We start from the raw sequence: 20,040 nt of genomic DNA on the forward strand, positions 1-20,040 counted from the left end.
GGTTGCCGACATGCGAATCGTGATGGCCGAGGACGACCCGTTGCTGCGCGAGGGGCTCGCCCTGCTGCTGGGTGCCGAGGGCCTCGACGTGGTGGCGAGGACCGGAACGGCCGAGGAGGTCCTGGACGCCATCGAGGAGCACAAGCCGGACGTCGCGATCCTCGACGTACGGATGCCGCCCACGCACACCGACGAGGGCATCCGCGCGGCGGTGGAGGCCCGGCGCCGCCGCCCCGACCTCGCCGTTCTCGTCCTGTCCGCGTACGTCGAGCAGAGCTTTGCCACCGAGCTGCTCACGGGCGGGGTGGGCGGAGTCGGCTACCTGCTCAAGGAACGGGTCGGCCGGGTCGAGGAGTTCCTCGACGCGTTGCACCGGGTGGCGTCCGGCGGGACCGCCATCGACCCTGAAGTGGTCGCCCAGCTGTTCACCCGCTCCCGCCAGGACACCCGGCTGGAACGGCTCAGCCCGCGTGAACGGGATGTCCTCGCGCTGATGGCCGAGGGCCTCGGCAACAGCGCGATCGCGGAGCGCCTGGTGGTCACGGACGGCGCGGTCCACAAGCACATCCGCAGCATCTTCGCCAAGCTCGACCTCTCCCCGGCGGACCAGGTGGACCGCCGGGTGGCGGCGGTCCTGCACTACCTGGAGGACACGAGGCGACGGGGGCAGTGGTACTGACCCGAGAGGCTGAGGACGCGGCTCAGCCGCCGGGCTGAGCCGGCCGGCCCGGACGCCCTGCATCGGCGTCCTGCCCGGTGCGTGGTCGCCGGGAATCGCGATCTGCACGGCGCCCCTGCGAGCGCGCTTGGCCCGGCGGTCATCGCCACGCTCCGATCGGACGGTCAGCCGGTTTCTCACCCTCACGGTGCTGGACGAGGCCGACTGGTACAACCACGTCAGCGTCATCGGCCGAATCGCCGAGATCCGAGAGGACAAGGACCTCACCGGCATCGACCGGCTCAGCAGGCAGTACACCGGTAAGCCGTACCCGCAGCGGGACTGTGTCCACACGCGGAGGGCATCCTGGTCATCGGTTCCGGGTTCATGACCCACAGCTTCGCCGTCATGCGCCAACCCGCCCTCGTCGACGGCATCCACCTCGGTAACTGTTGTGATGAAGGAGGCCGAGGCCTACATGCGGATGGTCCGGCCCCGGAACAGTGGGCCCGTGATGCCCTTGAACTCCAGATCGAGCCCGAGGCCGTCGCGTTCGGCGTGGATGTGCAGGTGGGGCTCCGTGCTGTTGCCGGAGTTGCCCACCTCGCCGAGTATCTGCCCGACGCGCACGGGATCGCCCGTCTTCACCGTCACGGTGCCGCGGCGCAGGTGAGCGAGCTTGACGATCTCCGTGCCGGTGTCGATGAATACGTGGTTGCCGTAGGGGGGCTGGTACCGGACGCTGCCGGGTTCCTGGTCGTCGATGTGACCGGCGGCGGAGACGACCGTGCCGTCACACGGGGCGCGCAGTGTCCGCCCGTACACCAGATGGCTCTCGTTTCCTCCGCGCATACCTGCGCCGCGTGCTCGCGCACCGCCCGGGCCGATCTGGATCACGTCCAGGGCGCCGCGCTGCTCGGGGAAGGGCGTGTGATGGTTCAGGCGGGCCCCGCCGCCTTGTGCGATGTACCAATGCCCGTCTCGCAGGGGGAAGGTGAGAGGCCGAGACACGGCGGTCCCCCAGCGATGGTGCCGCGCCCGGACCAGGAACCATCCGAAGACGGCGGTCAGGGCTGCGCCTACGACCAGTTCGGCCCCACCGCCGCCCGACGTGGGCAGCCCCGGCAGTCGGCACGCGGAGGCAAGGGCCACGAGCGCGCCGGCCTCCACGGCCCGGCGTATCCACCACGGCAGCCGGGCCGGGGCGTGCCAGCCCTCCATGAGCAGGTAGCCGGCCGCGACGATGAGCAGGCGGCCGCACCAGGCGATGCGGGACGGGGCTTGCCAGCACGCGTCGATTCGCTCGGTGAGGAGCAGCACCCACACGGTCCACACGAGGGCGGCTCGCGCCCCGTGCGCGATGCGCAGGCGCGGCACGCGATACGAGACCGGGGAGATCAACAGCCCGTCGAGCACATGGCCGTCGCTTGTGGTGGCGAAGGCAAGGGCGCGCCCCTTGGTGCCTTCGATCACCAGCCCGTCGGGATTGTCCCGTACGCAGGTGATCTCACCGACGCGTTCGCGGGTGCCGTCCATGATCTGGTCGAGCCGCTCACGTCCCACGGCGGCGACCACACGCGGGGCGAGAGACTCCCGGTGTGCACGCTCGGTGGTAAGGAAGGTGAACAGGAGGTCGGCCGCCGACTGCCCCGTTCGGCCGGACCTGTAATCGTCGCCCAAGTGCATGCCCCCAGGGCCACTGTGTTGAAGATCGTGAAGTAGCTGATGGCGGTGCCGTCTGGAAGACGATCTGGAAGGCTGCCAGGTTGTGCAGCACGGTGGTGATCAGGTCGTGACCGACCCAGGCAGCCAAGCGCTGTGGTTCCGGTGAGCCATCTATGCTGGTTCGGGCATCACAGGGGGAGGGGAAAGCGGATGGACTGGTTCTGGTGGGTTCTCATCGTCTTTTGGACGGGTGGCTTCGCCTGGGTGGCCGACAACGTCCGCACCGCACTGCGTCATCGGCATGAGCGCAAGTTGCAGTTGCTGGAGGCGGCGCGACAGGAACGTCTGGCCGTCGAAGCAGCGAACAAGTCCCCGGAGCCAGTGTGCGGATGCACGCACCATCTCGCCAAACACGACAAGCAGGGCCAGTGCCACGAGCGCGTCGAGGTGCCGGTGGCCTGGGACGAGAACAAGAAGCCGCTGCGTTACGAAGCTGGTCAGTGCAACTGCCAGCAGTACGTGGGACCGCAGCCTCTGTCGCAGGTGTTCGCGGAGGAACTGACCGATCTCGCCTGACCAGGGCGGCCTCCGCGGCGCCGCCTCACCCTCGGTCCACTCGGCCAGGCGGCGCCACCAGGTCATGCCTACGCAGGGTCGAGCATGACCCGGAGTTCCGCGAGGCCGCGGAAGGCCGGGAAGGGTACCTCCAGCCAGCGTGGTGCGGCGGTCGGGTCGGCCAGGGTCGTGCTCGGGAACCGGTCGAACAGGGCGGTGAGCGCCAGCTGGGTCTCCAGCCGGGCCAGCGGGGCTCCCAGGCAGTAGTGGCTGCCGTGCCCGAACCCCAGGTGCGCGTCCTGCGCGTTGCCCGGACGCGTCACGTTCAACTCGTCGGGGGCGTCGAACTTCAGCGGATCGCGGTTGGCCGCGCTGAGCGCGATCTGGACCAGGGCGCCCTTCGGGATCCGGGTCCCGCCGTACTCCACGTCCTCGGTCGCGTAACGGAACGTCGCGGTCTCCACGGAGCCGTCGTAGCGCACCAGTTCCTCGACGGCGGCACGCATCAGTTCCGGGTCCTCCCGCACGGCGCGCAGCTGTTCGGGGTGGGACAGGAGGTGGTGCACGGCGTTGCCGATCAGGTACGCGGTCGTCTTGTGCCCCGCGAACATCAGCAGGAACGCCGTGGAGACCAGCTCGTTCCCGGTCAGCCCGCCGTCCTCGTCCCGGACCGCGGTGAGCGCGCTCAGGAGATCGTCACCCGGATCCCTCCGCTTGGCCGCGATGAGATCCGAGAAGTACGCGTGCAGGTCCTCCTCCGCCTTCTGCTGCGCCCGCTTGGCCTCCTCATTGAAGCCGCTCTGCGCCACCGTGGAGGACAGGTTCTGCAGCCGTGACCGTTCCTCGGGTGGTACGCCGAGCAGGTCGCAGATCACGATGATCGGCAGCGGGAACGCGAAGGCCGGCAACAGGTCGAAGGGCTCCCCGGCCGGGCACGCGTCGAGCAGGCCAGAGACGATGTCCTGGATCTTCGGCCGCAGTGCCGCCACCCGCCGAGCGGTGAACGCGGAACTGACCAGCCTGCGCAGCCGCGTGTGCTTGGGCGCGTCGGAGTTGAGCATGTTGTCGTCCAGCGCGACGGACGAGTCACCGAAGATCCTCCGGTAGGCGTCCATGGCCCCGTACATGTCCTTGCTCAACCGCGGATCCGCCAGCGCGGCCCGCGCGTCCTCGTACCGGGTGATCAGGTACGTCTCGTTGCCGTGCGGCGGTCTCATGGGGCAGACCGGGGCCGCGTCGCGGAGGTGGGCGTAGACGCCGTGGGGGTCCCGCCGGAACTCCGGGGTGCAGCGTTCGGCCGCGGTGACGGCCTCTTGCGTGGTGGTCACGGACGACTCCTGAGGTCGAAGAGGGTCTCGGCGTTGCCGCCGAGGATGAGCTGCTGCGCCGCCCTGTCGACCGGCAGCTTCTCGATCATGCGGAGCTGCTCCTCCAGCGGCACGGCCAGCGGCGGTGAGTCGGTGCCGAAGAGCATCCGCTCGGGCCCCAGCACCTCCGCGTTCAGGCTCAGGTGCGCCGAACTGAACGGGCTCGTGTCGACGTACATGCGCCGCAGCGCAGCGGCCGGGTCGGCCGCCGGCCCCCGGGCCGCCGAGGGGGCGGAGGGAACGCCGGCCGCCCCGGGCCGGCCGGCGGGCGGGGCGCCCCCGGCCCAGTGCCGGGGGCGCGCCGCCGTCTGGAGCCGCTCCGGCAGCAGCGCCATCGCGCCGCCGCCGGTCGCGCCGATCAACCGCAGCTCGGGGTACTTGTCCAGCCACCCCGCGAAGGCGATCATGGCCATGCCCATGGTGACGTCGCCGAACCGGCCGATCTGCTCGACGAAGCCGATCTCGTCGACCCGTTCCGTGCCGACCGGTTCGGCCGGGGCGTGCACCAGGACCGGCACCCCCGCCTCCGCGGCCAGCGCGAAGAACGAGTCGGCGCGCGGGGAGCCGAGCAGCTCCCCGTGGACGCTGGACGTGGTGATCAGGCCGACGAAGGCCGGGTCCGCGAGGGTCTCCCGCACCCCGTCGAGGTGATCGTCGTCCCCGAACGGGTTGGCGTACACGTAGCCGCGCAACCGGTCGGGGAACCTGGCGATCAGCCCCGACATCCAGGCGTGGAAACTCCGCAGCCGGTCTCGTGGCTGCGCGTAGTTGTCCACGCCCGGTACCCGTGCCATCGCTCCGGCGCCCACGGGGCTGCCGATGATGGTGAGGTCGATGCCGGCCTCGGCGCGGGCGGCGAGCATGCCGTCGACGTCGGTCAGGCTCGGGGGCATGGGGAATCGTTCGGCCGCCTCCGGCGGGGAGAGATGCCCGTGGATGTCGATGATCACGTGTCGCTGCCCGGTTTCGGTGTGAGTGCGCGGGTGACCGCGGCACAGTCCTGGTCGCCCAGTCCCTGCTCGGTGGCACGGACGTGGGTCTCGGCCGCGGCGGTCGTGAGCGGCAGGCTCAGGCCGACCGCCGCCGCCTGCTTGGTAGCGAGCATGAGGTCTTTCGCCATCAGCCGCAGCCGGAAGTCCGGCTCCTCGAAGCGGCCGGAACCCAGGCGCCTCGCCTTGAACGCCATGACCGGAGAGGCGAAGCCGCTGCCCGCGACGGTCCTCAGGACCGCCTGCCGGTCCAGGCCGCAGGCGGTCGCCAGTTCGGTGACCTCGGCCAGGGCCTGCACCTCTATGCCCATCAGGAGGTTGAGGCACAGTTTCATCCGCATGCCGCAGCCGAGCGCGCCCAGATGGACGACCTCCTTGCCCAGCGCCTCCAGCAGCGGGCGGCAGGCGCTGAACGCCTCTTCCTCGCCGCCGACGAAGAGCCGGAGCTCGCCGTCACGGGCGTGGTCGCGGTTGCCGAGCATGCCGACGTCCACGACCGAGGGGATGTCACCGGCGATCTGGAGCACCTCGTCGGGGGAGACGGTGCTGGCGCAGACGAGGACCCCGGGGTAGGGGCCCCTGGACAGGACGCCGTCGGGTCCGTGCAGCACGGAGCCGAGGGCCTCGCCGTCGGCGACGACGCAGATCGCGGCGCTCGTGCCCGCGACGGCTTCGGCGGGGTGCGGGGCGACGAAGGCGCCTGCCTCGGCAAGCGGTGCGGCCCGCTCCGGAGTACGGTTCCAGACCCGCACCCGCAGTCCCCGGTCGAGGAGGCGGGTGGCCAGGCCGGTGCCCATCGTGCCGAGCCCGAGTACGGCGACGGGGCCGTTGGCGGTGCGCGTCATGCCGCCACCCCCTCGGTCTCCTTGACGACTCGGAACCGCAGCGACTGCGTCGAGTCGACCCACTGGCGCAGTGGAGCCACCAGTGCGCGGTGCTCCGCGCTCTGCTGCCACGCGAAGAAGTGCGCGGCCGTCTGCCACTCGCTGGTGATGACCCACTGACGGGAGTCGTCCACGGGTGCTCCCAGCCGCTCGACGATGTGGCCGGGGGTCCGGGCGACGGACTCGCGGAGCTGGTCGTACGCCTCCAGGAAGCCCTGCTCGCCGCCCTCGATGACGCGGACGGTGAAGACGACGCTCAGCTTGTCGGCCGACCGGCCGTCGGTCCTCGTGTTCTGCGTGTTGTTCGTGCTGTTCGTGTTCCTCGTGCCCATGTCTCCTCCTGTGGGTGGGATCCAGCAGGACACGACTCCCACGGCCTCATGTCCCCCGTGCGGACGCAACTCCGAACGGGGGACGGGCCAACGGGGACAAGGGAATCACGGTACGTATTTGCTCCGTACGGGTGAGTGACGAGGCGGCGGCCGACACGGTCGGCCGCCGCCTGGCGGGAGGGGTTCGGGTGCGCCTGTCGGGTGCACCGCGCGCAGCGCCGCGCTGTCAGCCGGTGGTGCCGCCCGAGACCCACTGGGACCAGGGCATGTTCCAGTCGCTGAGGCCGTTGTCCGGGGCCGGCGCGGTCTTGTCGGCGGAGTTCTTGACGATCACGATGTCACCGGGGATGGAGTTGTCGAAGAACCACGCGGCGGGCTGCCTGCCGTCGCCGCCGCCCTTGACGTCGTTCAGGCCTATGCAGCCGTGGCTGGTGTTGGCCTTGCCGAAGACCGAGTCGGCCGCCCAGTAGTTGCCGTGGATGAACGTGCCCGAGTCGGTCAGGCGCATGGCGTGCGCTACGTCGTCGATGTCGTACGCGGGCTTGCCGTTCTTCATGAGGCCGACGCTCGCGCCGTTCATGTGGGTCTGCCGGAACTTCTCGGAGATGACCATCTGACCGCTGTACGTCGGGTGCTCCGGGCTGCCGGACGAGATCGGGACGGTCCTGATCGTCCTGCCGTCCCGCACGACGGTCATCTGCTTCGTGGCGGCGTCGACGGTGCTGACCTGACTCCGGCCGATCTTGAACGTGACCGTCTTGTGGACACCCTGGTGGGTGAGCCTGACGGTGACGGTGGAGCCGGGCGTCCAGTAGCTCTCGGGGCGGTAGTCCAGGCGGCCGTCGTTGAGCCAGTGGCCGACGACGCGCTGACCGCTGCTGGTGCTGACCTGGATCTCCGACGCCACGGCGGCCTTGTCGCGGATCGCCTTGTCGAAGGTGACCGTCACCGGCATGCCCACCCCGACGGTCGAGCCGTCCTCGGGGGAGACGTGCCCGACGAAGTCGTTGGCGGGGGAGACGGTGGTGATCGTGGCGTACCCGGTGACGGGACGGCCCTGGGCGTCCGCGGCCTCCGCGGCGATCTGGTACCTGGTGGCCAGCTGGAGCGGGCCGTCCGGCTTCCACGACGTGCCGTCCGCGGACACGGTGCCCGGGATCTCGGTACCGGCCGCGACGTCGGTCATGGTCACCTTGGTGAGGGTGCCGTCGCTGACGGTGGCCTCCACAGGACTGTTGATCCCGACGCCGTGGGCACCTTGGCCGGGCGTGATCCTTATTCGGGCGTCGGACGTGTCCTGGGCGCCCGCCGGCTGTGCCGAGGCGGACGTCCTCTGCCCACTCCCGGCGTCGTTGCCGCCGGTGGCGGCGTTGCTGGTACCGCCGAGGGCGAGTGCGAGTACGCCGCCGAGTACGCCGGCCGCAGCCATCAGCCCCGTGCTTCGCTTACGTACCGTGAACAAACGTATCTCCCATGCCTCTGGTCGTTGTTTCGAAGAACTACATTTACATCTGTCCGTCCTGAAGGGGGCGAATTATGGCGAATGCCACGTAGTGACGAATCTCGCCGTGCCGGCGGGCGCATGCGTCAGTGATCACCCGGCGAAACCGCCCCGCGCCCCCGCCGGAGGGGCGCGCCCACCCGGTGCAGGTGCCCGAGGGCCTCGCGGTAGGACTGGAGCAGGCCGGTCTCGTGGTACGGCACACCGATCTCCGCGCAGTACTCCCGCACGATCACCCGCGCCCGGCGCAGATGCGGGGTGGGCATGCTCGGGAACAGGTGGTGTTCGATCTGGTGGTTGAGGCCGCCGAGCATCATGTCCGTGAACCGGCCGCCCCGCACGTTGCGGGAGGTGAGCACCTGGCGCCGCAGGAAGTCGGGTCGCTCGTCGCCGGTGAAGGTGGGCATGCCCTTGTGGTTCGGGGCGAACGTGCAGCCGAGGTAGACCCCGAAGAGGCCCTGGTGTACGGCGAGGAACGCCACTGCCTTCCCGGGGGAGAGCACCAGGAACAGAGCGGACAGGTAGGCCGCCAGGTGCAGCAGGAGCAGCGTGCCCTCCAGGGCCCGGTTCTTCATGGACGGCGAGCGCAGCGCCCGCATGCTCGACACGTGCAGGTTGAAGCCCTCCAGGGTCAGCAGCGGGAAGAACAGGAACGCCTGGTGGGCGCCGATGAGCCGGGCCGGGCCGCTGCTCTCGCGGGCCTGGTCGGTGGACCACACCAGGATGTCGGGAGCGACGTCGGGATCGAGCTCCTCGTGGTTGGGGTTGGCGTGGTGCCTGGTGTGTTTGTTCATCCACCATCCGTAGCTCATTCCGATGCCGAGGTTGCCGAAGAGGCGGCCCCACGTCTCGCTCGGGCGGCGTCGCCGGAAGACCTGCCGGTGCGCCAGGTCGTGGGCCACGAGAGCCACTTGACCGAAGACGAGGGCCAGCGCGGCGGCGACGGCCAGCTGCCACCAGGTGTCGCCGAGCGCGAGGAAGGCCGCCCAGCCGCCCAGCAGGGCCGCGATCACCAGGCCGAGCCGCACGGTGTAGTAGCCCGGGCGCCGGTCCAGCAGGCCGGCCTCGCCGATGCGTCGGGAGAGCCCGGCGAAATCACTGCCGGGACCGGAGGGCCGCGCGGGGGCGGCGGGCGTCGCGGACGCGAGGGGAGCGTCGGTGGAGAACGTCATGCCGCCGAGTCTGGTTACGGCGGCACTGCGCCGACACGGGGCCAGCCACCGGATCCGCAGGGGGAACGCCTCCGGGTGTCCGGGGGGCTGTCACCACTTCCACTCCGCTGACCTCGGCTTCGGGCGTCGCCGCTGCCGCTTCCGCAGGCTTCCCGGAACGAAGAAACCGGGAGGCGCCCACAGGGCGCCTCCCGGTCGAGGTCGACGGCGAGGAAAGCGAAGGAACTGGTATCTGTAAAGGAGTTTGAGAAGGAAGCCCCTTCATGGCCTCGCCGCGGTCAACGCTAGCACTCAGTCCGGGATCAGGTCGCGCAGGTTTTCGACGGTGATGGTCCGCGAGTCGGGATGCAGTCCCTCGGGACGTTCGAGACCGATGTACGTCACGGGCGCGTCCGGGACCCGCTCGCCGTCCCACAGGTCCACGGTGGTGGTGTCGCCGGACATCAGGCCGATCAGGTATCCCACCGTCAACTGCTCGCGCTCCACGACGGCCCGCACCAGGGTCGACACGGACGCACGGTTCTCCTCGACCCTGTTCTCCGTCGAGAGGCCCTTCAGGTACAGGTGCAGCCACTTCGCGCGCCACCGGCCGTCGTCCCCGCGCCGGAACACCAGCGGCAGCGCCACCCGGCCCACCCCGCGCAGCTCCGACTTCATCCGCACGGTGCGTGGCTCGAACGGCCTGCCCTTCTGCTCGCCGTCGCGCAGCATGAAGCCGAAGAACGACTCCTCGACCTCTTCGAAGTTCTCGCCGGCGAAGATGTTGACCTGCGGGACGACGAAGGCGCTGCGCACCCGGTCCAGGGACAGGTTGATGAACTCCGAGGCCCCGTCCGGAGCCTCGGTGACGTCGCCCGAATGCTCGCCCCCCACGGCCCTGAGCGAGGTGTAGGAGAGCCAGGAATCGGTGCTGTAGTCCGCGTGCAGCAGCAGCGCCGACAGGTCGAAGTCGGTCCGGGCCCTGGCCTGCTTCCAGTACACGAAGAAGCGCAGCTGATCGCCGTCGACCGTGGAGAGCGACCCGCGCGGCAGCACGCCGAGCCCGGCCGCGGTCGCCCGGCCGCTGAGCGGCAGCGCCACGTCGAGGACGTCGGGGTCGACCAGCAGCCGGTCCGGCGCCGGGAGCCGACGGCGTAGCTCGGCGTCGAGGGCGGCGATCAGCCGGTCGCGGTCGGCGTCCGGCACGGGCGGCCGGTAGTCGTGGGTCACCCAGGCGCGGCCCCGGCGGTTGACGAAGACCCTGGGCCGCTCGCTCTCCCGTTCCCGGTTGTGCAGGTGCTCGCGCACCGAGAGCACCACCCGGCCGGAGACATCGGGCGCGACCCGAACGGCGGCGGCCACCACCGCGTCCCGTTCCTCCTGGTCGGCGGCGATGCGCAGCAGCAGGTCCAGGGAGCGGAACAGCCTGCCGGGAGCGGACGTCAGCAGATCCACCGCGCCACGGACGTCGTACGCGTCGAGCAGCTTCTCGAAGCGGCTGTCGAAGGAGGGCGCCGCCTTCTCGCCGCGCGCGACCGCGAACACCTCGGCGGCGTGCGGCCGGCGCGGGTACTCGTGCGGGTGGAGACGCTCGCCGAGCCGCTTGAACGGCTCCCGGTGCGTGGCCACGTCGGCGAGCTTCGCGGGGTTCGCCGCGACCACGGCGTCCAGCCCCGCGAGCAGTGCCCGGCGCACCGGCCGCGACAGCGCCCGGAACCGCGTCGGCTCCCGCAGCGTCACGTCGCCGCCCGACAGAGCGCAGGCCAGCCGCAGCACGTCGGTGACGGTGTCGAGGAGGAGGTCCGCGCCGGCGCCGAGCCGGCCCGCGTTGACGACGGCCCGGTTCTCCCGGACCGGGATCGCCTCCGGCTGGGGCCCGAGCGCGCACCGCTCGGCGAGGGTCCTGAGGTCGCGCAGGTCGTCCTCGTTCAGCGGGGTCGTGCTGCCGGCCAGGGCCAGGTACAGCTCGGTGAGTTCGTCATCCAGGTCCCGGCCCAGGTGCAGGACGGTGACCCGGTCGCCCGCCGAGGCGATCAGTTCGTCCTGGGCCGCGAGCATCTCCTCGTACGTGTGCTGGTAGCGGCCGTAGGTGGGGAGGCTGAGCAGGTTCAGCACCCCGTCCCGCAGCTGGGTCAGCACGTTGTCGCGCGACTTCTCGTCGCCGAGCGCCCGCGCCACGCACCGCGTCCAGAACTCCTCGGTGTCCGGCACGTTCGCCGGGAAGTCGATGAAGTACGCGTTGTGCCGGACGTGGTCGCCCACCATCTCGCTCACGGTGCGCAGCGTCCGCTTGGCGGTGTTCACGACCGCGTCCTCGGACAGCCCCGACAGCCGCTCCAGCAGCTCCGCCGAGAGCTTGAAGCCCACGGACGTCAGCGCCGCGTCGAACTGCCGGGCCGCGGCGGCTCCTTGACCGGCGGAGCCGCCGGGGGAGGGAAGACGGTGGGTGTGCCGGATGACCAGCGATTCGAGACTGTGCGCCATCCGGGGATGATCGCAGAGGCGCCCGAGCGGGCGCACCGGAGTTTCCGAGGGGTGCGGCTCATCGGTAGCCTGCGTCACCATGATGCGCCTGTGGATCCTGCCGACGCTGTTCGTGGTCTGCGGCTCGGCCCTCGCGACGGGGCCGGTCCTCAAGGGGGACACCGGCACAGCCGCGGCGATCCTGCTGGTGTTCCTGGTGCTCGCCGGGGTCAACTCGCCTTTGGTCTTCCCTAGGTCGACCAGTGCGGCGGAGGCACGGCGGCGCAGCGCGGCCGACGGCCGGCCGGTCGTCTTCTGGCGTCCGGGCTGCACCTACTGCATGCGCCTGCGCTTCCGCCTGGGCCGCGACGCCCGGCGGCTGCACTGGGTGAACATCTGGCGCGACCCGGAAGGCGCCGCGGCGGTGCGAGCGGCCAACGACGGCGACGAGACGGTGCCGACCGTCGTGGTGGCCGGCCGGCCGCACACCAACCCCGATCCCGGATGGGTGCGCGCCCAGCTCGCTGCTTCCGCGTGACCGGAGCGGCTGTCGCTCGGGAAGTGACGCCCAGCTCCCGCTCCAGCCGTACTACGGGCAGGCCTACCGGCTCACCGCCCACGTCGGCGAGGACACCGACCTCACCAGGTCACGGGAAGCTCCCTGACGCCACCGGTGAGGGTGGGGCGCACCTCCAGGTCGTCGACGTCCTTGGCGAGGCGCAGGCCGGGCAGGCGCTCGGCCATCGCCGCGAAGACGACGCGCAGTTCCGTGCGGGCCAGGCTCGCCCCGATGCAGAAGTGCGGACCGTGGCCGAATCCGAGATGGTTGCGTTCCGGACGGTCGGGGTCGAAGGTCTCGGCGTCGCGGTAGACGGACGCGTCCCGGTTGGCCGAGTTGATCGACAGGATCACGGCGTCGCCGCGTCGGATCGTGACCCCGTCGACGTCGACGTCGGTGTGGGCGTAGCGCAGCAGGCCCAGGTCACCGGGGGCGCCCAGGCGCATGATCTCCTCGACGGTGGCGTTCACCCGGCCCGCGGGGTCCGCGGTCAGCGCCCGCCACTGCTCGGGGTGGGTGAGCAGGAAGAGCGTGCCCAGGCCGATGCGGTTGACGGTGGTCTCGTGCCCGGCGAACAGCAGCCCGACGCAGAGCCGGATCATCTCGTCGTAGTCGTAGGCCTCGTCGGTGCTCTGGGCGCGGACGAGATCGGAGATGACGTCCTCGCCCGGCCGGGCGCGTTTGGCCTCGGCGAGCGTGATCATGTACTCGTTGAACTCGTCCCGCGCCCGCGGGGCCGCGTCGCCGATGGAGTGGTCGGCCATGCGCTCCGACAGCGAGGCGAAGTGGTCGCGGTCGCTCTCGGGCACGCCGAGCAGCCGGCAGATGACCGCGACCGGCACCGGGAAGGCCAGCCCGGCATGCAGGTCGACCACCCCGTCCGGGGCGGCGGACCGCTCGGCGAGCAGCCGGTCGACGCAGCCGTCCACGAGGTGCCGTACGTGATCGGAGAGCGTCACCATCCGGCGGGCGGAGAAGGCCGGGGTGAGCAGCCGGCGCATCCGGGTGTGGTCGGCCTCCTCGGTGGCGTAGTTGCCCGAGGGGCCCTCCTGCACCGCGGCCGTGGTGATGCGGGACGCCCGTTCCGGCTCGGGATGGGAGCGGCCGAGCCGCTTGTCGCTCAGGAGGTCGCGTACGTCGTCGAAGCGGGTGACGAGCCAGGCCGGATCCCCGGCCGGGGTGGTGACCGCGGTGATGGGCGCCTCTCGGCGCAGCACCTCGTACAGCGGTGCGAGTTCGAGCACGTTCGGTCGTGCGAAGGGTAGGCGGGAACGCTCGGCGGTGACGTTCATGGTCCTCCTCCTGGACCTCGGAACGCGATCTTCCGGCATTTCGACCGTAGCACCTTATTGTCAGCGGCTGCCAATAACCCTTTCGGCCAGTCCCGCAGCGCTACCGGGTGACTGTCACGGTGACGTCGTAGCGCCCCTGGCCCGGTGGGCAGCGCATGGCCTCCCCGCACGAGTCACGTCCGGCGGTGACTCGAGCTGTGCCGGGCCGCAGGGCGGTGAACCGCGCGGAGGAGACGCCGCAGTCGCGGCCGGGCGGGCAGGTCGCGGTGGCGGTGGTTCCGCCGCCGAGGGGGGTGAGCACCCGCGGGTCCGAGCCGGCCGGGGTCGACCAGTGGGCGCTGTGCAGGCGCACCACGACGAGCGTGCCGGTGGTCACCCGGACCGTGGTCCCGCGGGCCCGTTCGTCGAGGACGACCGACCGGGTGGAGGACCCGGACGAGGCGGGAGCACGCGACGGCGGGGAGGAGACCGCCGATCCGGTGCGGCCGGGCGAACAGCCGCCCAGGGCGGCCGTCGTGGCCGCCGCGGCCAGGACGGCGAGCCCGGCGCGCAGTGCGCGCCGGGCGGGGAACGTGCGGACCGGCGAACGGAACACGGGCCCTCCGGTGGATGCCGCCCGGTGGGGCGGTCGGACGGGGGTGGGGGCGGGCCGACGGCCGCCCCCACCTACGGGTCGAGGGGTCAGGAGACGGTCACGTCGTCGTAGTAGGTGTAGGTCGCGTCACCCGCGTAGTCGTCGTCGTTGTTGGTGAGGGTGAGCGTGTACGCGTGGCCCGCGGTCACGGTGCCGGAGACCTGCTTCCAGCCTGCGCCCTGGGTGCAGGTCTTGGCGAGCAGCGTCGTGGTGGTACCGGCCGTGGTGTCCTGGAGGGTGGCCGTCGCCCAGTCGTAGGACACCGTGTCCGGGCAGGTGACGTCGTACCAGAAGGAGACCTTGCTGGTGCCGGACGGCGCGGTGAAGGACTGGGAGACCGAGGAGGCGTTCGTCGGGCTGGTCGAGCCGACCATCGCGCCGTAGCCGCCGCTGTGTGCCGCCGAGGCGGTGGCGGAGGTGCTGCCGCTGGTGGTCCAGCTCGACAGGCTGCCGGTCTCGAAGGTGCCGTTGGTGAGGGTGCCGCCACCGCCACCGCCGCTGCTGCCACCGCCGACGATCGCGTGGGAGATGGCGCAGTTGTTGGTGTCGTTGGACCAGCTGGCCTGCTCGGCGAAGGTGCCGGTGCCCATGGCGACGTTGGCCGCCCCGCCCGCGCTGCCGGGCGAGAGCCAGGCACATTCGTCCGAGTTCTCCTGGCCGTCGTACGAGCTGCCGGTGTGGTTGGTCCAGCCGCCGGCCGGGTTCTGGTCGGACATCATCTCGTGCCACTCGTGGCCGAGCGTCATGGTCCAGCCGTCGAGCGTGCCGGGCGAGTTGACGAATCCGACGCCGCAGCCGGAGCCGGAGTCCATGTTGTACGGCTGATTGCTGAACGCGATGTCCCCGTAGGAGGAGGAGACCGGACCGCCGGTGAGCGTGCTGTCGCCGTTGTAGTCGTGCCAGGCGCAGTACTGGCCCTGGTAGCTGTCCGGGTTGGTGTTGTGCGGCGAGAGGATGATGTAGTAGGCGTCACGGTTGGACGCGGCGGTGGTGTTGCCGAAGTGCCCGGCAGCCTTGACGGCTTCGGCGCCGAGTTGGTGCCCGGTCGCGGCGCTCGGCGAGGCCGCCGAGTTGTCGTACCACACGCCGGACAGCACGCCGCCGCTCTGGTACGGGATGAAGTTCGCGTTGGACGGGCAACTGGTGGCGCCCGACGACACGTTGGGCCCGTCACACCACTGGGTGAGGTCCGCGGACCACCGCTCGTTTCCGGTGCCGATGCCCTTGAACATCTCCTGGGTGACCGGGGCCGCGCCGTCCGGGTCGCCGGAGAACGTGGCGTCGCCGCTGCCGTTGGTGCTCTGGGTGCCCCACTGCGAGCCGTAGAAGACCAGGTAGACCTTGGAGTGGCCGCTCTGGACTCCGATGCCGTCGATGCCGCCGCCGTAGGACAGCGTCTGCGGCCCGGTCGCCGCGGCGGCGGCCGGGTGGCCGGCCGCCCAGGACTTCATCTTGGCGTTCCCCTGGATGGTCGGTATGACACCGTGCCGGTAGGGGTGCTGGTAGGCGGGGCTGTAGGGGTTGGATCTCGCCGTGTGGCCCGTGGCCTGGGGGGCCGCTGCCGCCTGGGGTACGGAGGCGAGTGCCGCAGCGGTGACGAGGGACAACGACGCGAGACCGGTCAGGGTCGCTCGGGCTGCGCCGCGCAGGTGGGGAGTGCCCATGGGTGATGGGGCCCTTTCTTCGCATGGGCCTCCGCCGTCGGTTCGGCGGAGGTGAGTTGCATGGAACGTCGACGAGGCGCATCACCGGCGGCCGGCTCCGGTCGTCGGCGTTGACGCCCGTCTCGTCGCAGAGCAGGAGGAGAGGCCCGAGCGGCACCGGGTGACTGCACGGGCGAAGACCTGGGCAGTTGGGGAACTCACGCACGGCGTTGCGATCCGCGGGGAACTCTCGTCCTGGAACCGACTGGTGGAAAGGCGGCGAGAAGCGTTCGCACTACGGCTTCTTGCCGTCGGAATGGTGATGCGTGGTCAGACGCCGAGAAGCAAAGCAGAGTTGACGGGTTCAGGTCAATGGAAGCGAATAGCTTTCTCACAGGGAAGCTGATCGATCCCCTTCGGGGCCGCTTCGCGCGGTCGGCGCGCACCCGACGTCGTCGCTGGTGAGCAGTCAAGTGCACTGTGCAGCACGTGAGTTGTGTAGTCACGCTAGCGGCGACTCGCGACGGGGTGCGCGTCGCGACTGTTTTCGCCCTACACAACGCGCCTCTGAATTCGAAAAAGTTCCAGACAATGCTCGGTCAAAATCCGGTAATCGACAGTCAATTGATTGCCGTGACAGCCGAGTGGTTATCCCCGCCCGTGAATAGCGGCCGTTCGCGATCCGCGCTGTCCGCGTGCGGAACTCCACGCTGGTACCGTCGGCCGTGAACTTCCGTCAGGGTCAGGGTGGTTCGGTCCGTTCCGCTCGTGGCTGGCGCCTGGCGCCCCGTGAACTTCGCGCGCAGAAAGTTTCGCTGGCTTCGTTGACACGCCCCGAGCGCACGCGTTTCACTCAACTCTCGTGCCTGGCAACGTTGTCAAACTCGACGCCTGATATGCGAAGCACGAACTGCTGCGGAGGCAACCGATGGTGAGACCCCGACGTTCAGCCGCACCACCCGCCCGCCCGAGATTCCGGCAACGCCTCGCCGTGGTCTGCGTCCTGGGCCTGGCAGTCCTCCCGCTTCCGGCGATCGGAAGCGCCGACGCCGCGAGCGCCGCCGCCCCGGCCCTCGTCAAGGACCCTGCGTCCCTCGTCAACCCCCTCATCGGCACCTCCGGTGCGGTGGACACCTTCCCCGGCCCCGACATGCCGGCCGGCATGGTGCAGTGGGGCCCCGACACGACACCGCACCGCCCCGACGGCGGCGGCTACGAGTACGCCGACAAGAAGATCTCCGGCTACAGCCTCACCCACGTGTCGGGACCCGGTTGCCCCGTCGCGGGCGACCTGCCCGTGCTGCCGGTGACCGGCGCGCTGTCGGGCAACCTCGGCAGCACGTCCGTCGGCTTCAGCCACGACGACGAGCGGGCCGGCATCGGGTCCTACAAGGTCACCGACGCCGACGGGGTCACCACCGAACTCACCGACACCACCCGCGCCGGCCTCGGCACCTTCACCTTCCCCGCGGGACAGCAGGCGAACCTGCTGTTCAAGCTGAGCGGAGCCGCCACCCAGGTGGACGGAACGCGCGTCCGGGTGGTCAACGGCAAGGAGATCAGCGGCGCGATCGACAGCGGTCACTTCTGCGGCGCGGGCAACCGGTACACGCTGCACTTCGACGTCAAGTTCGACCGGGCGTTCACGGCGAGCGGCACCTGGGTCGGCGGCACCGTCACTCCCGACGCCAGGTCGCTGACGGCGGGCAAGGTCCGGCAGGCCCCGCCGCAGTCCACGTCGAAGCCGCTGAAGGAGAAGCACTTCACCGTCCCGGCGAAACCGGCCCCGACGGTCCACGGGGGCGCCGCGTCCCGGTCGTCCGCGACGGCCCAGCCGCCCACGACCGGCGCCAACGGCATGTACCTCACCTTCGACACCACCGCGAACCGCACGGTCACGGCGAAGGTCGGCATCTCGTACACGAGTGACGCCAACGCGGCGGACAACCTCGGCAGGGAGATCAGGAACTGGGACGTCGGCGCCGTCGAGAAGGCCAACCACGACGCCTGGAACACCGTACTGAAGAAGATCCAGGTGGGCGGTGGCTCAGCCGACCAGCGGACGCAGTTCTACACCGCGCTCTACCACGCGCTGCTGCACCCGAACGTCTTCTCCGACGCCAACGGCCAGTACATGGGCATGGACGACCAGGTCCACACACTGGCCAAGGGCCAGCGGGCCCAGTACGCCAACTACTCCGGCTGGGACACCTACCGCTCCCAGACCCAGCTGATGGCCCTGGTCGAGCCGAAGGTCGCGAGTGACGTCGTCACCTCGATGCTCAACGGCTACGACCAGACGGGTCTGCTGCCCAAGTGGGCCTCGAACAACGGCGAGAGCTATGTGATGGTCGGCGACCCGGCCGCCGGCATCATCGCGGACGCGTACGCCTTCGGCGCGCGGGACTTCGACACCGGCAAGGCCCTCGCCGCACTCCAGCACGAGGCCACCGTCCCGAACAACGACCGCCCCGGCGAGCCGGTACGCGACGCCAAGGGCTACCTCCCGCTGGACGAGAACGACTACAACTGCTGCAACTTCTACGGCCCGGTCTCCACCCAACTGGAGTACGACTCCGCCGACTACGCCCTCGCCGCCTTCGCCAAGTCACTGGGGAAGACCGCGGTGTACGAGAAGTTCGCCACCCGCGCCCAGGACTGGATGAACGTCTTCGACCCACAGACCGGCTACATGCGGGGCAAGAACAAGGACGGCCAGTTCGCGGGCGGCTTCACCCCGGGCACCTCCAACGGCTTCGTGGAGGGCACGTCGGCCCAGTACACGCCGATGGTCCCGTTCAACCTGAAGCAGCTCATCCAGGCACGCGGCGGCGCCGGGGCGTACTCGTCCTACCTGGACAGCCTGCTCGACGACATCACCCACCCCGGCAACACCGACGCCGACCTGAGCAACGAGCCCAGCGTGGAGATCCCCTGGGAGTACGACTACACCGGCGAGCCGTGGAAGACCCAGGAGGCCGTCCGCGAGGCCCAGCAGAACCTGTACTTCAACGCCCCGGTCGGCTCGTTCGGCAACGACGACCTCGGCGCCATGAGCTCCTGGTACGTCTGGTCCGCGCTCGGCATGTACCCGGAGACCCCCGGCACGGACACCCTGGTGCTCGGCAGCCCGGTGTTCCCGGTGGCCCGGGTGCACGTCGCCGGCGGCAAGACGGTCGGGATCAGCGCGCCGCGGGCCGCGCCCGACGCGCCGTACGTGCAGGCGCTGCACGTGAAGGGCAAGGCCTGGGACACCTCCTGGCTGACGTACGGGCAGTTCGAGAAGGCCGGCACGCTCGACTTCACCCTGGGCACCGCACCCGACACCTCCTGGGCGTCCGGTCCGGCGGCGGTACCGCCCTCGGACACCACCGGCGGCGGACGGGTGCTGGCGGCGACCGGCCCCAGCAACGGACTGGTCCTCCAGCCGGGTTCGGCCGGTGACGGCACCCTCCACCTGACGAACCTGGGCAGCCGGGCCGTCACGGTCGACTGGAGGGCGACGGCACCCTCCGGCGTCGTACTCGACACGGCGTCCGGCTCGCTGACCGTGCCCGCCTCGGGCAGCGCCGAGGCGAAGGTGCGCGTGACGGCGGGCGCCGACGAGGGCGCGTACCCGGTCACCTTCGCGCTGACCGACCACGGCACCGGCGCGGCACTGCCGGGGGCGACCCTGCGGGTGGCCGTGGCCAGGGCCGGGGAGCTGTGGCCCTATGACACCAACGAGGGCGTCTACCCCGACGGTGCCACGTTCTCCGGCGGGTTCGACAGCGGTGGCTGGGCCTACTCGCAGAACGCGCTGTCGGCGGCGGGCGTCAGCAGCGGCTCCACCCTCACGGTGGACGGCGTCTCCTACAGCTGGCCGACGATCACCTCCGGTCAGCCGGACAACCTGGAGATGGCCGGCCAGACCATCCCGATGCCGGCCGGTACCTCGGGTGCCTCGCTGGGCCTGCTGGGCTCCGCGGCCAACGCGCCGACCGACGGCAGCGGGGTGTCCGGCACCGTCACCGTCACCTACACCGACGGCACCACCTCGAAGGCGACGGTCGGCTTCTCCGACTGGACCCTCAACGGCGGCTCCAGCAAGCCGCTCGCCGGTGACACGACGGCCGTCGCGACGGCCTACCGGAACACGGGCAGCGGGGGCCGTGACGGAGTGAAGACCTATGTCTTCGCCACGAAGGTCCCCCTGGACGCGGCCAAGCAGGTGGCCTCGGTCACCCTGCCGGTGACCGGCGCGACGGGCAGCGGCCACCTGTTCGCCTACGGCTTCGGGCGGTAACGGGCCGAGCGGCGGGGCCGGTTCCCGGGAGCGCGTCCGGGAACCGGCCCCGCGCCGTGGCG

The 20,040-nt window shown here is 70.7% G+C and carries 15 protein-coding genes; 4 read left to right on the forward strand and 11 right to left on the reverse strand.

Annotation, left to right across the window (positions count from 1 at the left end; genetic code table 11):
- The first annotated feature begins 10 nt into the window (after nt 1-10).
- Nucleotides 11-679, forward strand: coding sequence for a response regulator (locus tag ACZ3KP_RS29060; RefSeq protein ID WP_467502882.1), 669 nt, complete (start codon nt 11-13; stop codon nt 677-679).
- Nucleotides 680-1,132: 453 nt separating this feature from the next.
- Here ACZ3KP_RS29060 and ACZ3KP_RS29065 read toward each other — a convergent pair whose 3' ends face one another.
- The gene (locus ACZ3KP_RS29065; protein ID WP_467502883.1) at nt 1,133-2,221 is read right to left on the reverse strand and encodes a M23 family metallopeptidase; all 1,089 of its coding nucleotides are present in this window, start codon (nt 2,219-2,221) and stop codon (nt 1,133-1,135) included.
- A gap of 312 nt (nt 2,222-2,533) precedes the next feature.
- Here ACZ3KP_RS29065 and ACZ3KP_RS29070 point away from each other — a divergent pair, with 312 nt between their 5' ends.
- A complete protein-coding gene (locus tag ACZ3KP_RS29070) occupies nt 2,534-2,899 on the forward strand; it encodes a hypothetical protein (protein WP_358981338.1) in 366 nt (121 codons plus the stop codon).
- A gap of 68 nt (nt 2,900-2,967) precedes the next feature.
- Here ACZ3KP_RS29070 and ACZ3KP_RS29075 read toward each other — a convergent pair whose 3' ends face one another.
- The 7 genes from ACZ3KP_RS29075 to ACZ3KP_RS29105 all read right to left on the reverse strand — a co-directional run bounded on the left by ACZ3KP_RS29075 (nt 2,968) and on the right by ACZ3KP_RS29105 (nt 11,586).
- A complete protein-coding gene (locus ACZ3KP_RS29075) occupies nt 2,968-4,206 on the reverse strand; it encodes a cytochrome P450 family protein (protein WP_467502886.1) in 1,239 nt (412 codons plus the stop codon).
- Complete coding sequence (locus tag ACZ3KP_RS29080; RefSeq protein WP_467502888.1) at nt 4,203-5,195, reverse strand: amidohydrolase family protein; 993 nt, start codon at nt 5,193-5,195, stop codon at nt 4,203-4,205. The genes ACZ3KP_RS29075 and ACZ3KP_RS29080 overlap by 4 nt, the downstream gene beginning before the upstream one ends.
- Nucleotides 5,192-6,079 (reverse strand): NAD(P)-dependent oxidoreductase, encoded by an 888-nt coding sequence (locus ACZ3KP_RS29085; protein WP_467502890.1) that lies wholly within the window; start codon nt 6,077-6,079, stop codon nt 5,192-5,194. Before ACZ3KP_RS29085 ends, ACZ3KP_RS29080 begins: the two co-directional genes overlap by 4 nt.
- Nucleotides 6,076-6,450: an antibiotic biosynthesis monooxygenase family protein gene (locus tag ACZ3KP_RS29090; protein WP_467502892.1), complete on the reverse strand. Its 375-nt coding sequence runs from the start codon at nt 6,448-6,450 to the stop codon at nt 6,076-6,078. Before ACZ3KP_RS29090 ends, ACZ3KP_RS29085 begins: the two co-directional genes overlap by 4 nt.
- A 226-nt stretch (nt 6,451-6,676) precedes the next feature.
- The gene (locus tag ACZ3KP_RS29095) at nt 6,677-7,879 is read right to left on the reverse strand and encodes a L,D-transpeptidase (RefSeq protein WP_467502893.1); all 1,203 of its coding nucleotides are present in this window, start codon (nt 7,877-7,879) and stop codon (nt 6,677-6,679) included.
- 158 nt (nt 7,880-8,037) lie between these two features.
- The gene (locus ACZ3KP_RS29100) at nt 8,038-9,123 is read right to left on the reverse strand and encodes a fatty acid desaturase family protein (protein ID WP_467502894.1); all 1,086 of its coding nucleotides are present in this window, start codon (nt 9,121-9,123) and stop codon (nt 8,038-8,040) included.
- A gap of 291 nt (nt 9,124-9,414) precedes the next feature.
- Nucleotides 9,415-11,586 carry a TerD family protein gene (locus ACZ3KP_RS29105; protein WP_467502896.1) on the reverse strand — a complete coding sequence of 724 codons (2,172 nt, stop codon included), beginning with the start codon at nt 11,584-11,586 and terminating at the stop codon, nt 9,415-9,417.
- Between the two features lie 79 nt (nt 11,587-11,665).
- On the opposite strand from ACZ3KP_RS29105, the gene ACZ3KP_RS29110 reads away from it, so the two are divergent.
- Nucleotides 11,666-12,103 (forward strand): glutaredoxin domain-containing protein, encoded by a 438-nt coding sequence (locus ACZ3KP_RS29110; protein WP_467502898.1) that lies wholly within the window; start codon nt 11,666-11,668, stop codon nt 12,101-12,103.
- Between the two features lie 101 nt (nt 12,104-12,204).
- Here the strand turns inward: ACZ3KP_RS29110 and ACZ3KP_RS29115 are convergent, their stop codons facing one another.
- From ACZ3KP_RS29115 to ACZ3KP_RS29125, 3 genes are all read right to left on the reverse strand, one after another.
- Nucleotides 12,205-13,416, reverse strand: coding sequence for a cytochrome P450 (locus ACZ3KP_RS29115; RefSeq protein WP_467502900.1), 1,212 nt, complete (start codon nt 13,414-13,416; stop codon nt 12,205-12,207).
- Nucleotides 13,417-13,516: 100 nt separating this feature from the next.
- Nucleotides 13,517-14,011, reverse strand: coding sequence for a hypothetical protein (locus ACZ3KP_RS29120; RefSeq protein ID WP_358981383.1), 495 nt, complete (start codon nt 14,009-14,011; stop codon nt 13,517-13,519).
- A gap of 86 nt (nt 14,012-14,097) precedes the next feature.
- Entirely contained in the window at nt 14,098-15,714 is a 1,617-nt protein-coding gene (locus ACZ3KP_RS29125; RefSeq protein ID WP_467502902.1) for a hypothetical protein, read from the reverse strand.
- A gap of 907 nt (nt 15,715-16,621) precedes the next feature.
- On the opposite strand from ACZ3KP_RS29125, the gene ACZ3KP_RS29130 reads away from it, so the two are divergent.
- A complete protein-coding gene (locus ACZ3KP_RS29130) occupies nt 16,622-19,978 on the forward strand; it encodes a lectin (RefSeq protein WP_467502904.1) in 3,357 nt (1,118 codons plus the stop codon).
- Nucleotides 19,979-20,040 lie beyond the last annotated feature (62 nt).

This window comes from Streptomyces sp. NPDC020958 (genome assembly GCF_055562175.1).

Coding starts and splice junctions, on each gene's coding strand:
- ACZ3KP_RS29115 (WP_467502900.1), bottom strand. CDS start 13,416: ATGAACGTCACCGCCGAGCGTTCCCGCCTACCCTTCGCACGACCGAAC.
- ACZ3KP_RS29060 (WP_467502882.1), top strand. CDS start 11: ATGCGAATCGTGATGGCCGAGGACGACCCGTTGCTGCGCGAGGGGCTC.
- ACZ3KP_RS29070 (WP_358981338.1), top strand. CDS start 2,534: ATGGACTGGTTCTGGTGGGTTCTCATCGTCTTTTGGACGGGTGGCTTC.
- ACZ3KP_RS29130 (WP_467502904.1), top strand. CDS start 16,622: ATGGTGAGACCCCGACGTTCAGCCGCACCACCCGCCCGCCCGAGATTC.
- ACZ3KP_RS29110 (WP_467502898.1), top strand. CDS start 11,666: ATGATGCGCCTGTGGATCCTGCCGACGCTGTTCGTGGTCTGCGGCTCG.
- ACZ3KP_RS29090 (WP_467502892.1), bottom strand. CDS start 6,450: ATGGGCACGAGGAACACGAACAGCACGAACAACACGCAGAACACGAGG.
- ACZ3KP_RS29125 (WP_467502902.1), bottom strand. CDS start 15,714: ATGGGCACTCCCCACCTGCGCGGCGCAGCCCGAGCGACCCTGACCGGT.
- ACZ3KP_RS29085 (WP_467502890.1), bottom strand. CDS start 6,079: ATGACGCGCACCGCCAACGGCCCCGTCGCCGTACTCGGGCTCGGCACG.
- ACZ3KP_RS29105 (WP_467502896.1), bottom strand. CDS start 11,586: ATGGCGCACAGTCTCGAATCGCTGGTCATCCGGCACACCCACCGTCTT.
- ACZ3KP_RS29095 (WP_467502893.1), bottom strand. CDS start 7,879: ATGGCTGCGGCCGGCGTACTCGGCGGCGTACTCGCACTCGCCCTCGGC.
- ACZ3KP_RS29100 (WP_467502894.1), bottom strand. CDS start 9,123: ATGACGTTCTCCACCGACGCTCCCCTCGCGTCCGCGACGCCCGCCGCC.